13 protein-coding genes are annotated in these 13930 nt (G+C 71.4%); 10 read left to right on the top strand and 3 right to left on the bottom strand.

All coding sequences use genetic code 11. The features are described 5' to 3' along the window. Positions 1-2 precede the first annotated feature (2 nt). The 5 genes from ACZ6SA_RS05480 to ACZ6SA_RS05460 all read left to right on the top strand — a co-directional run bounded on the left by ACZ6SA_RS05480 (position 3) and on the right by ACZ6SA_RS05460 (position 7924). Entirely contained in the window at positions 3-1946 is a 1944-nt protein-coding gene (locus tag ACZ6SA_RS05480; RefSeq protein WP_347649715.1) for a hypothetical protein, read from the top strand. A 167-nt stretch (positions 1947-2113) separates the two neighbouring features. After that, positions 2114-5011 (top strand): ATP-binding protein, encoded by a 2898-nt coding sequence (locus tag ACZ6SA_RS05475; RefSeq protein WP_465826752.1) that lies wholly within the window; start codon positions 2114-2116, stop codon positions 5009-5011. Between the two features lie 72 nt (positions 5012-5083). Then, positions 5084-6313, top strand: a complete 1230-nt coding sequence (locus tag ACZ6SA_RS05470; RefSeq protein WP_347649713.1) for a Mur ligase family protein — start codon at positions 5084-5086, stop codon at positions 6311-6313. Then, positions 6303-7016: a type 1 glutamine amidotransferase gene (locus ACZ6SA_RS05465; RefSeq protein ID WP_347649712.1), complete on the top strand. Its 714-nt coding sequence runs from the start codon at positions 6303-6305 to the stop codon at positions 7014-7016. The genes ACZ6SA_RS05470 and ACZ6SA_RS05465 overlap by 11 nt, the downstream gene beginning before the upstream one ends. Positions 7017-7126: 110 nt before the next feature. After that, positions 7127-7924 (top strand): ArsR/SmtB family transcription factor, encoded by a 798-nt coding sequence (locus ACZ6SA_RS05460; RefSeq protein WP_347649711.1) that lies wholly within the window; start codon positions 7127-7129, stop codon positions 7922-7924. On the opposite strand, the gene ACZ6SA_RS05455 is transcribed toward ACZ6SA_RS05460, so the two are convergent. Next, complete coding sequence (locus ACZ6SA_RS05455; protein ID WP_347616931.1) at positions 7918-8280, bottom strand: DsrE family protein; 363 nt, start codon at positions 8278-8280, stop codon at positions 7918-7920. The genes ACZ6SA_RS05460 and ACZ6SA_RS05455 overlap by 7 nt on opposite strands. A gap of 24 nt (positions 8281-8304) precedes the next feature. Here ACZ6SA_RS05455 and ACZ6SA_RS05450 point away from each other — a divergent pair, with 24 nt between their 5' ends. The 4 genes from ACZ6SA_RS05450 (at position 8305) to ygfZ (ending at position 10800) form a co-directional block, all read left to right on the top strand. Further along, the gene (locus ACZ6SA_RS05450; RefSeq protein WP_347616930.1) at positions 8305-8793 is read left to right on the top strand and encodes a heme-binding beta-barrel domain-containing protein; all 489 of its coding nucleotides are present in this window, start codon (positions 8305-8307) and stop codon (positions 8791-8793) included. Between the two features lie 4 nt (positions 8794-8797). After that, positions 8798-9094 (top strand): DUF2470 domain-containing protein, encoded by a 297-nt coding sequence (locus ACZ6SA_RS05445; protein WP_347649710.1) that lies wholly within the window; start codon positions 8798-8800, stop codon positions 9092-9094. A gap of 343 nt (positions 9095-9437) precedes the next feature. Then, the gene (locus ACZ6SA_RS05440; protein ID WP_347649709.1) at positions 9438-9851 is read left to right on the top strand and encodes a Fur family transcriptional regulator; all 414 of its coding nucleotides are present in this window, start codon (positions 9438-9440) and stop codon (positions 9849-9851) included. 10 nt (positions 9852-9861) lie between these two features. Further along, positions 9862-10800: a CAF17-like 4Fe-4S cluster assembly/insertion protein YgfZ gene (ygfZ, locus tag ACZ6SA_RS05435; RefSeq protein WP_465826749.1), complete on the top strand. Its 939-nt coding sequence runs from the start codon at positions 9862-9864 to the stop codon at positions 10798-10800. 43 nt (positions 10801-10843) lie between these two features. On the opposite strand, the gene dtd is transcribed toward ygfZ, so the two are convergent. After that, the gene (gene dtd, locus ACZ6SA_RS05430) at positions 10844-11269 is read right to left on the bottom strand and encodes a D-aminoacyl-tRNA deacylase (protein ID WP_347649707.1); all 426 of its coding nucleotides are present in this window, start codon (positions 11267-11269) and stop codon (positions 10844-10846) included. A gap of 60 nt (positions 11270-11329) precedes the next feature. Between dtd and ACZ6SA_RS05425 the strand changes: the two genes are divergently transcribed. Further along, positions 11330-12244, top strand: coding sequence for an asparaginase (locus tag ACZ6SA_RS05425; RefSeq protein ID WP_347649706.1), 915 nt, complete (start codon positions 11330-11332; stop codon positions 12242-12244). A gap of 50 nt (positions 12245-12294) precedes the next feature. On the opposite strand, the gene ACZ6SA_RS05420 is transcribed toward ACZ6SA_RS05425, so the two are convergent. Next, positions 12295-13902 carry a DUF2207 domain-containing protein gene (locus ACZ6SA_RS05420; RefSeq protein WP_347649705.1) on the bottom strand — a complete coding sequence of 536 codons (1608 nt, stop codon included), beginning with the start codon at positions 13900-13902 and terminating at the stop codon, positions 12295-12297. Positions 13903-13930: the final 28 nt, after the last annotated feature.

Below are 13930 nucleotides of genomic sequence, written 5' to 3'. Positions count from 1 at the left end.
ACGTGGCGGACGTGCATCCCGAGCATGCCCAGCTCCAGGCGGACCGCATCTACCTGGGCTGGCAGTACATCCTGCTGCATCCCGACCCGGGCCCGCCCCCGAAGCGTCCGTCCCCCGTCGAGGATCAGCCCACCGCCGGAGAGGACGACCCCGCCCGGCTCGAACTCCTGCGCCGCGAGCGCCGCCAGGAGGACATGCTCAACCTGCCCGTCCGCCGCTTCCGCAGGTCCATGCTGGTGGTGGTCGCGCTGATCCTGGCCGCCGCGGTGGCGGGCTACCTCGCGTGGTCGTTCGCGCTGCTCGGCCTGGTCGCCGCCGGCGGAGTGGCGGGCATCTGCACGTTCGCGCTGCTGCAGGGCGACAGGGCGGTGAAACACCGGGTGCTCGAGCAGCAGGCCGAGGACGAGCGCCAGCGCCGCGAACGCGACAGGGAGCTGTTCCGCGCGCAGGAGGAGCACGCCCAGCGCTACCGCGAGTGGCAGGAGCAGAAGGACCGCCACGACAAGCAGCTCACCTGGTACGCCGTCGCCGTGCCCGACGAGCTCGACCGCATCGACGTGGCGGGCGGCACGTTACCCGGGTGGTCGGCGCTGGTCACCCTGCTCGGGGCTACCCGCCTCTACAGCGGCGGCCACCTGACCGTGCTCGACCTGTCCGAGGGCGCGATCGCCAAGGACCTGATCGAGCTGGCCCGCAAGGGCGGCGACGACCCGCTGGTCTGGGTGCTCCCCGTCGACCTGGCCAAGCTCGACCTGGGCGCCACGCTCAAGCCCGAGGCGTTCGCCGACGTGCTGGCGCACGTGGTGAGCGTGAGCGAGGAGCACCGCAGCACGCGCGACCTCAGCTTCGACAACGCGATCCTGGAGCGGGTGCTCGAGGTGCTCGGGGAGAACGCCACGATCAGCCAGGTCACGGCCGCGCTGCGGGCGCTGGCGCAGGTGGGCGACCCGCGCGACGACCTGAGGTTCGGGCTGATCACCGCGACGCAGCTGGAGCGCATCGGCACGCTGTTCGGCCGCGGGGTGAGCGACCGCGTGGTGATCGAGCGGGCCTGGGCGCTGGAGTCGCAGCTGCGCAAGCTGGAGTCGCTCGGCACGGAGGCCGTACGCCTGCCGCCCGCCAGGCTCCGCGTGGTGAGCATGGACCGCCAGGCGGGCATGTTCGGCAACCGGGTGCTCGGCACGTACGTGGCCACCGCGCTCACCCACATCCTGCGCCAGTCGCCCGCCTCCGACCGGCCCTGGTATCACACGATCATCGTGGCGGGCGCGGACAAGCTGAGGGGCGACGTGCTCGACCGGCTGATGGACGCCTGCGAGACCTCGCGTACGGGGCTCGTGCTGACGTACAGGTCGCTCACCCCGGCCGTACGCGAGCGGCTGGGCCGCGGGCACGCCGCGGTGGCGTTCATGCGGCTCGGCAACGCCGAGGACGCCCGGGTAGCCAGCGAGCACGTCGGCACCGAGCACCGGCTGGAGCTGGCACAGCTCACCGAGACGATCAGCGACTCGCTGCCGGGGCTCAACGGCGGCTACATCTCCACGGTCGCGCAGGTGGAGGACGCCAGGGACGACCGCGACGAGAGCCACGACCTCGCCGGCGACATCACGGAGTCGACCGAGTGGGGCAGGACCGCCGACAAGATCTCGGAGAAGGAGCGGGTGCTGCAGCGCTCGCGCGAGTTCCTGGTCGAGCCGCACCAGCTCCAGCAGCTGCCCACGACGTCCGTGATCGTCACGGACGCGACCGCCCAGGGCAGGCGCGTCCGCCTCGCCGACGCCAACCCGGCCATCCTGGCCTTTCCCAAGACCACGCTCGGCGAGCTGGAGCACGTACGCGACGCCGTGCTCGCGCTCGACCCCAGCGCCCAGGACGGCGACGGAGAGCCCCCTCCGAACCTCGGACCACCACCGCCACGCCTGGACTGGCGCAAGGGCAGGCAATGACATGGTCAATGTCAAGGCGACGAGCTGACGGTTGACGGAATTTAACAAAGAACCGTCTGTGGGGGAATGAAATGCAGCCGAGCGTCTCGCTGAGCGGACCCTGGTACCGAATCCAGTCGATCGCAGCACCCTCGCGAAGCTCGTCGGCGGAATGGGATTTCGTCACCGTGCTTCCCGCGGTGCTGTCGGCGGCGCAGCGCGACCGGCCGTTCGTCATCGGGTGGCTGTCCAGAGGGTCCGGAGCACCGCTGGAACTCATCACGAACGCGGGCCCGCTCTCGCCGCCGCGCCAGCCGCGCAGGTCCACCGACGCGCCCGGCCGGCCGAGCGGGCCGCAACCGTTGCTGTTCCCTGGCGGGGCGCGCGGCGTGCAGCTCGACGAGGAGTACCTCGCCGATCTGGCGGACCTGGTGTGGACGCCGTGCCCGGGGCGGCAGGCGCCGCCGCTGGGCGGCAGGGGTCGGGAGCTGTCCGAGCTCGACCCCGACGAGCTGAAACGGCCGACGTTGTTCGAGTCGACGCTGGTGACGCTGATGTCGCGGCCCTTCGCGTGGCTGGTGGTGGCCGAGCCGACCGACCTGCTCGACGCCGAGGTGGCGCACCTGCGTACCCAGCTCAACGTGCTCAGGCAGTACGGCGACGCCTCCGAGCGCTCCCGCTTCGACGCCGAGCGCGCCGAGCGCCGCATGCAGGAACTGGACGCCTTCCGCGAGGCGGGGCTCTGGAACGTGCGCGTGCTGGCCGGCGGCGCCACCGCGGACGAGCTGCGGCAGATCGCGCCCGTGCTCGTCGGGTCCGTCGAGATGAGCCACCACCCGTACCGGCTGCGCAGCTCGCACGGCGCCGTCCACGCGCTGTCGGAGGCCCTCGCCATCACCATGCAGGACCCGGCCGACGGGGCCGCGGCCCCGTTCGCCGCGACCGCGGGGGCGCTGGCCGCGCTGGCCGGGCTGCCCCGGCGGGAGGTGCCGGGGGTGCGCGTGCTCGACTCGGGCTTCTTCGACGTGACGTCCGAGGCCGACGCGGGTGAGCTGGAGCTGGGCGAGATCCTCGACGGTCAGGACAGGGGCGTCGGCACGTTCCAGGTGCCGCTGGCCACGCTCAACCGGCACGCGTTCATCACGGGCGCGACCGGCTCCGGCAAGTCGCAGACCGTCAGGCACCTGCTGGAGCAGCTCAGCAGGGCCCGCATCCCCTGGCTGGCCATCGAGCCGGCCAAGTCCGAGTACGCCGCCATGGCCGGCCGCATCGACGACCCCCTCACAGTGATCAACCCGTCGGCGCCCGACGGCGTGCCGTTCAGCATCAACCCGCTCGAACCCGAGCCCGGCTACCCCGTCCAGGCCCACATCGACATGGTCAGGGCGCTGTTCATGGCGGCGTTCGACGCCGAGGAGCCGTTCCCGCAGATCATGTCGCTGGCCCTGCAGCGCGTCTACGAGGCCACCGGCTGGGACGTCGTCACGGGCGGCGCCGTCCCCGGCGCGAACGTCCCGCCCAGCGTCCCCACCCTCGAACAACTCCAGCAGCACGCCATGGACGTCATCAAGGAGATCGGCTACGGCCGCGAGGTCCAGGCCGACGTCGAGGGCTTCATCTCGCTGCGGCTGCGCTCCCTGCGCGTCGGCTCGGCCGGCCGCTTCTTCGAGGGCGGCCACCCCGCCGACATCGGCGGCCTGCTGGAGCGCGACGTCGTGCTGGCCATCGAGGACGTCGCCAACGACGAGGACAAGGCGTTCCTCATGGGCACGCTGATCATCAGGATCGTCGAGCACCTGCGCATGCGGGCCAGGCGGGAGAAGTCGCCCGAGCTGCGGCACGTCATCGTGATCGAGGAGGCGCACCGGCTGCTGCGCGACCGCGGCCACGGCCGGGCCTCCACCCACGCCGTCGAGCTGCTGGCCGGCCTGCTCGCCGAGATCAGGGCGTACGGCGAGGGCATCGTGGTCGCCGAGCAGATCCCGACCAAGCTCATCTCCGACGTCGTCAAGAACACCGCGCTGAAGGTCGTGCACCGGCTGCCCGCCGAGGACGACAGGAAGCTCGTCGGCGCCGCCATGAACCTCAGCGACGAGCAGTCCCGTCACGTGGTCTCCCTGCAGCCCGGCTCGGCTGCCGTCTTCGCGGACGGCATGGACCGGCCGCTGCGGGTGCGCGTGCCGCTGGGGGAGTCCAGGGAGAAGGTCCTGCCGGGACCGCCGCCGCCCATCCGCGGCCGCAGGTCGGCGGCCTGCGGCAAGCAGTGCCGCACCGGGCAGGCGTGCACGCTGGTCGAGCTGCGGGAGGCCGACGTGCTCGCCGACGCGCCCGAGTGGGCCTGGTTGCGCATCTGGTGCGAGACGGTCGTCCTCGCGTTCGTCAGCAACCGGCCGCTGCCCGGCGTGCCGCGCGCGCTGTCGGCCGTCTGGGCCGACCTGCCGGCGCGGCGCAGGGAGTGCCTGCTGGCCACCCTGATCGAGCGCTCGGTGCAGCGGCGCGCCTGGTCGCTGCGGAGCTGGTTCGACCCGGCGCTGCTGACGGAGAAGGCCGCGGAGACGGCCACGCGGCTGCTGTCCGCGCTCGACAACGGCGGCGAACGGCCGGGGGCGTCGTGGGTCATCCCGCAGGTGCGCTGGCTGCACGAGGTCGACCGGCTCTTCCCGTACGGCCGCCCGGCTCCCGACCTGCGCACCCCGGCGCCGCCCATGGAGTACGCCCTCTTCCGCCAGCCGAACGGCAACGGCGTCGGCGACCTCGCGCCGACCGAGCTGCTCGGCCACCGGGCCAAGGCGCTGCGCCACCACCCGCTGTCGATGGAGGTGGACCGCAACCGGGAGCTGGCCTGGCGGGTGATCCTCGGGGACGACGAGAACGAGTCCGTGCAGCGGGACGTCATGACGGTCGCCATCGGCATCGAGTCGTCGGCCCGGCTCCGGCACGTCGCGCAGACGATGGGGGCCGGATGGCTGGAAGGGGTGCTGTCGTGGCCGCGCCGCTTCGTGTTGCCGTTCGACCACGGCGGCGTCCCGGAGATCGCCTTCGCCGAACCGCCGGCCGCGTCACCCGCTCCGGTCCCGACCCCCTGAGGTGTGCTGCCGGGCCGCGTTTTCCGCCGCGTGGGCGGGCGAAGGGGCCAACCACGACTAGGATCCATGCACATGACCCAGCTTCCTCTGCGGGCGCAGCTCGCCAGTGCCCTGGGCCGCAGTGCCGCCACGCTGTCCAGGATGACGGGGCGCGGTGACGGCTCGGTGATCGGCGGCCGGGTCGGGCTGCTGCTCGAGCCCGACCTGCTGCGCAAGCTGGCCCGCGACCGCAAGCTGGCGCTGATCAGCGCGACCAACGGCAAGACGACCACGACCAGGCTGGTCACCTCGGCGCTTCTGGAGCTCGGAGAGGTGGCCACCAACGCGTTCGGGGCCAACATGCCGGCCGGCCACGTCTCGGCGCTCTCCCAGCACAAGGGCGCCCCCTACGGCGTGCTCGAAGTCGACGAGAAATACCTGCCCGAGGTGCTCGACACCACCGGGGCGGGCGTCGTCTGCCTGATGAACCTCAGCCGCGACCAGATGGACCGCGCCGCCGAGATCTGGCTGCTCGCGCAGAAGTGGCGCAGGGCGCTGTCGGGCAAGCCCACCCACGTCATCGCCAACTGCGACGACCCGCTCGTCACCTGGGGCGCCTCCACGGCCGCCAAGGTCACCTGGGTCGCCGGGGGCCAGCGGTGGAAGGAAGATTCCTGGTGCTGCCCCGAGTGCGGCGGCCCGCTCGACCGCAAGGACGCCGACTGGGCGTGCCGCGAGTGCACGTTCCACCGGCCGGAGCCGCAGTGGGCGGTCGACGACGACATGGCGGTCGGCCCTGACGGCGAGCGGTGGTTGCTCGACGTCCAGCTGCCCGGCGCGGCCAACCGCTCCAATGCCGTGATGGCGCTGGCGGTGGCCGACGCGTTCGGGGTGCCGGTGGAGCGGGCGCTGCCCCGGTTGCGCGAGGTCACCTCGGTCGCTGGACGCTACACCACGGTCGAGCGTGACGGCCGCTACGCGCGGCTGCTGCTGTCGAAGAACCCGGCGGGCTGGCTGGAGGCGTTCGACGTCGCCGACCCGCAGCTGCCGATCATCCTGTCGGTCAACGCCCAAGGTCCCGACGGCCGCGACACCTCGTGGTTGTGGGACGTCGACTACCGCATCCTGCGCGGCCGGCCCGTGTTCGTCACCGGCCAGCGCCGCCTCGACCTGGCGCTCCGGCTCGACGTGGCCGACGTGCCGTTCATGCTGTGCGACACGTTCACCGAGGCGCTGGCCATGCAGCCGCCCGGCCGGGTCGACGTGATCGCCAACTACACCGCCTTCCAGCAGATCCGATCGGAGTTCGGTCGTGCCGTCTGACAGCGCCCTGCGTATCGTCTGGATCTACCCTGACCTGCTGAGCACCTACGGCGACCAGGGCAACGTGCTCGTCCTGGAGCGGCGGGCGCAGCTGCGGGGCATCGAGACGGAGACGGTCCACGTACGCTCGGCCGATCCGGTCCCGGAGACCGGCGACCTCTACCTCATCGGCGGCGGCGAGGACCGCCCCCAGATCCTGGCCGCCGAGCGCCTGCGCAGGGACGGCGGCCTGCACCGCGCCATCGCCGGCGGCGCGGTCCTGCTGGCGGTCTGCGCCGGCTACCAGATCATGGGCAGCACGTTCGGCGGTGAGGAAGGCCAGCCGGTGGACGGCATCGGGCTGCTCGACCTCTCCAGCTCCCGCGGGCCCGCGCGGGCGGTGGGCGAGCTGGTGGCGGAGGTCGACGCCGCGCTCAACCTGCCCACGCTGACCGGCTTCGAGAACCACATGGGCGTCACCCACCTCGGTCCGGGGGTCAAGCCCCTGTCCAAGACGCTGGTGGGCACCGGCAACGGTGACGGCTTCGAAGGCTGCTACACCGGGCACGTGGTCGGCACCTACCTCCACGGGCCCGCCCTGGCCCGCAACCCGGCGCTGGCCGACCTGCTGCTGTCGTGGTGCGTGGGCGATCTGGCGCCGCTCGACGACTCCCGCTACGAAGCCCTCCGCCAGGAACGCCTCGCGGCCGTCCTGCCGGGCTGACCTCCGTCCTGAGGGCGCTGCGCCGCGTGCTCGGCCATTGACATGCAGCCCGTTGGCTGCCTATCGTAAAAAGGCAGCCAACGGGCTGCATGAATGTGGGGCGGCGGAACATGGACGAGGTGTTCAAGGCGCTGGCCGACCCCGGCCGGCGCAGGTTGCTGGACAGTCTCAACGCGCGCAGCGGGCAGACCCTGCGCGAGCTGTGCGCCGAGCTCGACATGGCCAGGCAGTCGGTCAGCAAGCATCTGGCCGTGCTGGAGGCGGCCAACCTGGTGACCACGGTGTGGCGCGGCCGGGAGAAGCTGCACTACCTCAACGCCGTGCCGATCAACGCGCTCGCCGACCGCTGGATCAACAGGTACGACCGCCACCGGGCCGGCGCCCTGACCGACCTCAAGACGGCATTGGAGGACACCCCCGTGACGAGCCACGACTTCGTCTACACGACATACATCAGGACCACGCCAGAACGCCTCTGGCAGGCGTTGACCGAGCCCGCCTTCACCAAGCGCTACTGGGGCGTCGAGCTCGAATCGGACTGGACGGCCGGATCGGCCGTGACCTGGAAACAGCTCGGCGTCACGATCAAGGACCCCGGACAGGTCGTGCTGGAGGCCGACCCGCCGCGCCGGCTGGCCTACACCTGGCACACCTTCACGCCCGAGTTCGCGGAAAGTGTCGGCCTGAGCGGCGAGAGCCGCGCCGCGATGGCCGCGGAGCCCAGGTCAACGGTGACCTTCGAGGTCGAGCAGGCCGGCGAGATGGTCAAGCTGACCGTCGTGCACGGCGGCTTCCCGCCGGACAGCGTCGTGCGCGACGCCGTCAGCGAAGGCTGGCCCGAGCTGGTCTCCAGCCTCAAGACCCTGCTGGAGACCGGCGAGCCGCTCCCCGCGGGCAGCGGTCAGTAGACGAGGGCCTGGGCGCCCTCGGCGACCGCCTCCTCGACGAACGCCGGAGCCCCGGCGATGCGCACCCCGTCGATGAGGTCGTCGACGGTGATCTCCCTGCGGGCGGCGCACTGCGTGCAGAGCGTCACCCGGCCGCCGGCCAGCACGGCGTCGAGCAGGTCGCTGAGGGACGCGGCGTGCGGCAGGCTGAACTCCTTGGCCCGCCCCGGCAGCGCGAACCACGACGCCTCGCCGGTCAGCCAGAGGGAAACGGGGACCCCGCTCGCGAGCGCGGCGGCCGCCACCGTGAACGCCTGGTTGCAGCGCTCGGGCGCGTCGGCTCCCGCGGTCACCTTGATCACCAGAGATCGTGCCATGCCCGTCACCCTAAACTACCGAGCATGGAAGAACCTGAGGTGCACCCCGACCTGGAGCCGATCGCGTTCCTGCTGGGGCGGTGGGAAGGCGCCGGCGTGGGCGGCTATCCGACGATCGAGAGCTTCAACTTCGGGCAGGAGATCGAGTTCGGGCACAACGGCAAGCCGTTCCTGACGTACGTGAGCCGCACGTGGCTGCTCGACGACGCGGGCAACCGGGTCAGGCCGCTGGCCACGGAGTCGGGCTACTGGCGGCCGCAGCCCGACAGGCAGGTCGAGGTGGTGCTGTCGCACCCCACCGGCATCGTCGAGATCTACCTCGGGGAGGTCGTCTTCAACAAGATCGAGCTGTACACCGACGTGGTCGCGCGCACCTCCTCGGCGAAGGAGTACACCGCGGGTCACCGGCTCTACGGGCTCGTCAACGGCAACCTCATGTGGGCTTACGAGATGGCCGCCGTCGGACACCCGCTCACGGACCACATGTCCGCCGAGCTGAAGAAGGTAGCTTGAGGCGATGAGCACGCCATTCACTCCCGCCGCCGTTCAGGCGATCAAGAGTCACATGAACGACGACCACCCCGACGACGCGCTGATCATCGTACGCGGGCTCGCGGGCCGGCCGGAGGCGACCACCGCCGTGACGAGCGACGTCGACGCCGAGGGCATCGAGTTCACGGTGGACGGCGGCGAGCGGGTGCGGGTGCCGTGGGGCGAGACGCTGACCGAGCGCTCCCAGGTGCGGATGGCCGTCGTCCGCCTCTATCGCGACGCGTGCGACAAGCTGGGCATCCCGGCCCGGGGGTCGCACTGACCCGGGCGAACCGGGTCCGGACATGAAGAAGGGCCCCGGGCGACGCTCCGCCTGCCGAGCAGGCGGGCCGGATGGACCATGGTCGGGATGACACATCCCGCCCTCCGGCTGCCAGGGGCCCCGGTGGTTGTCTCGTATTCGCGAACGCCACGAGACAACAAGTCCGCAGCGCTAGCGGACAACCACCTCGCTAGCCCAACTATGAATCACCATTGTTTGGACCACCTCCTTTCCGCGTACCAACGAAGCTATGTGCTCCGGCTCGGAAGGGGCAAGCGAATATCGTCCGGCCCCGTCCGGCCGTCCGCCCGCAGCCAGCGGCCACGCGCCTTACACTCGGGACATGACGGAGACGCAGTGGCACGAGCAACTCCGCGCCAAGGGCTACCGGGTGACTCCCCAGCGCCAGCTCGTCCTCGAGGCGATCAAGGAGCTGATGCACGCCACACCGGAGGAGATCTGCGGCAAGGTCCGTGAAACGGCCCGCGGCGTCAACATCTCGACGGTCTACCGCACGCTGGAGCTGCTCGAAGAGCTCGGCCTGGTCACCCACACCCATCTCGGCCACGGCGCGCCGACCTACCACCTGGCCGCCGAGGCCGACCACGTGCACCTGGTGTGCCGGGGCTGCGACGAGGTGATCGAGGTGCGTCCCGAGATGGCCGACGGGCTGGTCAAGGGGCTGGACGAGGAGCTGGGGTTCGTCGCCGACGTGCACCACCTGACCGTCTTCGGGCGCTGCCGCAACTGCCGATAGCCTGGAGGGCATGCGTAGCCCTCTGCTCGACCTTCCCGGCGCCGTCGCCGCCGACGAGCCGGACTCCGACGTAGCCGCCCACTACGGCGACCTGTTCGCCGAGCAGCGCGCGCTGGCCAAGGGCGAGGCGGTCGTCGACCGCAGCAACCGCGAGGTGATCCGCGTCTCGGGCGCCGACCGGCTGAAATGGCTCAACGACCTGACCTCGCAGAAGCTCGACGCGCTGACCCCCGGCGAATGGACCCAGACGCTCGACCTCGACCTGCAGGGCCGCGTCCAGCACCACCTGACACTGGTCGACGACGGCGAGAGCGTGCTCGCCCACGTCGAGCCGGGCACCGCCCAGAGCCTGATCGACTATCTCGACCGGATGCGGTTCATGCTGCGCGTCGAGGTGTCGCGGGTCGACGACCTGGCCGTGCTGTCCACGGTCGGCGAGGACTTCCTGGTGCCGCGGGCCGAGCTGCCCGAGCACCTGGGCAGGCCGGTGGCCGGATTGTGGGCCTATGAGGCGCTCAGGATCGAGGCGGGCCGGCCGCGGCTGGGGTTCGAGACCGACCACAAGACCATCCCCCACGAGGTGGGCTGGATCGGCGCGGCCGTCCACCTGACCAAGGGCTGCTACCGCGGCCAGGAGACCGTGGCACGCGTGCACAACCTGGGGCATCCGCCGCGCCGCCTGGTCTTCCTCCACCTCGACGGCAGCGTCGACACGCTGCCCCCGCACGGCGCCCCGGTGATCTTCGAGAGCCAGGAGATCGGCGTCGTCGGCACGGCGGCGCGCCACCACGAGCTCGGCCCGATCGCGCTGGCCGTGGTCAAACGCACCGTGCCGGTGGACGCGCCGCTGCTGGCCGGCGGGGTGGCCGCCACGCAGGAGATCATCGTGCCGCCTGACGCGGGCCGCAACGTCACCATCGACCCGTCGCTGCGCCGCCGGATCCGCTGAACCCCGGACGTCGGCGGGTCCGCCGCTCGGGAGGCTGAGGCTCTCAGACCTCCAGCACGAGCGTGATCGGGCCGTCGTTGACGAGCGACACCTTCATGTCGGCGCCGAAGATCCCCGTCTCCACGTGGGCGCCCAGCGCGCGCAGCTCGGTGACGACGGCCTCCACCAGCGGCTCGGCGACCGGTCCTGGGGCCGCGGCCTGCCAGGTGGGCCGCCGGCCCTTGCGCGCGTCGCCGTACAGCGTGAACTGGCTGATCACCAGGAGCGGCGCCGACACGTCGGAGCAGGACTTCTCGCCGTGCAGGATGCGCAGGCCCCACAGCTTGGCGGCGAGCCTGGCCGCCTCGGCGCGCGTGTCGGTGTGGGTGACGCCCACCAGGACGAGCAGGCCCGGCTCGGCGACCGCCCCCACCGTCCGCCCGTCGACCTCCACCGATGCCGAACTCACTCGTTGTACGACTGCTCGCATGGACATCCATTCTGGACCAGGAAGAACCATCCGTAGACTCGTCCAGAAAGGGGTCGCGACATGTCGGTGGTTGTGGAAGTCGTCCGGTCGGGGTTCGTGGAGTCCGCGCACCAGGCGCGCATGCTGACCGTGGACGCCGAAGGGCGCCTGATCGAGACGCGCGGCGCGGTGCACGTCCCGGCCTCGCCGCGCTCGTCGTTGAAGCCGCTGCAGGCGCTCGGCATGCTCCGCGCGGGCCTGGAGCTGGAGGGCGAGCTGCTCGCGCTGGCCTGCGCCTCCCACTCGGGCGAGCCGTTCCACGTCGACGGCGTCATGAAGATCCTCGCCGGGGCGGGGCTTGAGGAGACGGCCTTGCGCTGCCCCGAGGACCATCCGTTCGACAGGACGGTGACCGAGCGGAGCCGCGTCCACATGAACTGCTCGGGCAAGCACGCCGCCATGCTGGCCACCTGCGTGGCGAACGGCTGGCCGACGGAGACCTACCTGGAACCCAGGCACCCGCTGCAGCGTGCGATCCGCGAGACGGTGGAGGAGCTGACCGGGGAGCGGATCGCGGCCACCGGCGTGGACGGGTGCGGGGCGCCGCTGCACTACGTCTCGATGCTCGGGGTGACCAAGGCGTTCCGTGCGTACGCGCTGTCGTCTCCCGACTCGTACGAACGCAGGATCTTCGATGCGATGCGCGCCCACCCCGAGTGGACCTCCGGCACCGGCCGCCCCGAGGCCACGCTCATGCGGGCGCTGCCCGGGCTCATGGTGAAGGCGGGGGCGGAGGCGTTCGACGCGTTCGTGTTCGAGGACGGGCGGGCGGGCACCGTCAAGGTCGAGGACGGTTCGCAGCGCGCCCGCGTGGCCGTCACCGTGGCGGCGTTGCGCTCGCTCGGCCTCGACGCGCCCGACCTGGCCGAGCTGGGCGCTCCTGCGGTGCTCGGCGGCGGCCGCCCGGTCGGCGAGTTGCGGGTCCGCCTGCGCTGAGGCAGGTGGCGATCCGGCACGCCGCCAGAGCGTGCGCGGCCCGGTACGCGTCAGAGCGTGCGGAACTGGCGGCTGGCGGAGATGGCGCCGGAGGTCGTCGTGGTGAACGTGCGCATCGAGCCGGCGAACTTGGACAGGTCCCACTCGGCGGGGCCGTGATACCAGTAGAGGTTGTCCGACTGGTGGCCGTTGCCGGTGACCGAGGCCACCACGCGCGACCAGTGCTCCACCCCGTCGAAGATCACGGCGTAGGGGAGGTAGCGGGAGAACAGCTCCACCCTGTGCTGTTCGGGCACGTCGCCCAACTCGCCGGAGAAGAGATATTCGCGAAAGCCCATGGTGTGCGCCAGGGCCGCCGAGCCCTTGGCGGTCTTGGCCGGCATGTACTGCCCGCCGACGGCCAGCGCGCCGCCCGCGATGATCAGTGCCAGTCCGAGCAGCCCGTACGTCGTGAACCAGGCCAGCGCCACCGTGGACAGCAGGCCGGCGCCGATGAGCACCAGGCCGATGGTCGTCCACCTGGTGCGCTCGGTGTCGGGGCGGCGGGCGAACCAGCCCTGCTCGACCACGTCCGCGTAGAGCGCGTCGCGCACCTCGCCCAGGTGGCTGGTGAACGAGCCGGACAGCTGGGACAGCAGCACCGCGTCACGGCCGTCGAAGATGGCGTCGTAGAGCGCCCGCTCGTACGGCAGGAGCGCGTTGACGGGCGCGCTGGGCAGCCTGACGAGCATCCAGTCGGGCGCGTCGTACGTCTGGCGGGGCTGCTCGTCGATGCGCAGGTAGCCGCGGACCGCAAGGTCCACGATCGTGGCCGTCACGTCGACCACGTCGGCCTGCTCGTCGACGAGCGTGCCGATCTGGCCGGGACGCACCCCGTCCGGCGGCGCGAAATGCCCGTTCTGCACAGGATTGACGGAGTCCTTCTCGTGGTCGACGACCCTGGCGTCCCTGCCCCGGGTCCAGTACAGCAGGCCGAACCCGCCGAGCAGCAGGACCAGCAGGGCGGCCAGGGCGCCGCCCGTGACGAGGTCGAGGGTGAACGCGGCGGCCAGCGAGAACCGCTTCTCCAGGATGGGGGTCCCGGTGCTGGAGCCCTTCGGGTATCCGACGACCACGGTGAGCGCGTCGCCCGGCGCGATGTTCTCCTGCTCGAAGTCCGCCTGGGTGGCCGTGTGGTCCATGGACGCCGAGGTGCAGCCGATCGCCGAGGTCAGCTCGCCGGCGAAGCAGGACAGGTTCTGCACCTGGCCGGGGCCGCTCACCTTGACCGTCGCCTTGGCGACCTGCTGGTTCCAGCCGTTCACCGCGAACCAGCGCAGCTCCTCGACGTTGCCCGACGGCGTCACCGCGCCCTTGACGTCGTACTCGACCGTCCCGCCCGTCACGGTGAGCACGCCGTCGGCGTACGTGCCGCCTTTGACGTTGGAGATCTGGTAGAGCCGGTCGTTGCCGTCGTCGTACCGGGTCCTGGTGATGAACGTGCGCTTGAGCCCCCCCGACGCCCCCGTGATCTTCTCGACCACGTGCAGGGTGCCGTCCTTGCCGAGGGTCATCGTCACCTCGTCCGTGATCCCGGCCTCCGCCGCCATGGCGGGGGCTGCGGTCAACGTCAGAGTGGTGGCCGCGAGGGCTGCCATCGTGAGCCTGATACCCGTCATGGCGGCAAATCGTATCGGTTCGGACCTG

Source organism: Nonomuraea sp. NPDC049378 (assembly GCF_055586745.1).
Note: the sequence above shows the minus strand (reverse complement) of the source record. Positions and strands in the feature narration are given on the sequence as shown.

Coding starts and splice junctions, on each gene's coding strand:
- ACZ6SA_RS05470 (WP_347649713.1), top strand. CDS start 5,084: ATGACCCAGCTTCCTCTGCGGGCGCAGCTCGCCAGTGCCCTGGGCCGC.
- ACZ6SA_RS05460 (WP_347649711.1), top strand. CDS start 7,127: ATGGACGAGGTGTTCAAGGCGCTGGCCGACCCCGGCCGGCGCAGGTTG.
- ACZ6SA_RS05455 (WP_347616931.1), bottom strand. CDS start 8,280: ATGGCACGATCTCTGGTGATCAAGGTGACCGCGGGAGCCGACGCGCCC.
- ACZ6SA_RS05450 (WP_347616930.1), top strand. CDS start 8,305: ATGGAAGAACCTGAGGTGCACCCCGACCTGGAGCCGATCGCGTTCCTG.
- ACZ6SA_RS05445 (WP_347649710.1), top strand. CDS start 8,798: ATGAGCACGCCATTCACTCCCGCCGCCGTTCAGGCGATCAAGAGTCAC.
- ACZ6SA_RS05440 (WP_347649709.1), top strand. CDS start 9,438: ATGACGGAGACGCAGTGGCACGAGCAACTCCGCGCCAAGGGCTACCGG.
- ygfZ (WP_465826749.1), top strand. CDS start 9,862: ATGCGTAGCCCTCTGCTCGACCTTCCCGGCGCCGTCGCCGCCGACGAG.
- dtd (WP_347649707.1), bottom strand. CDS start 11,269: ATGCGAGCAGTCGTACAACGAGTGAGTTCGGCATCGGTGGAGGTCGAC.
- ACZ6SA_RS05425 (WP_347649706.1), top strand. CDS start 11,330: ATGTCGGTGGTTGTGGAAGTCGTCCGGTCGGGGTTCGTGGAGTCCGCG.
- ACZ6SA_RS05420 (WP_347649705.1), bottom strand. CDS start 13,902: ATGACGGGTATCAGGCTCACGATGGCAGCCCTCGCGGCCACCACTCTG.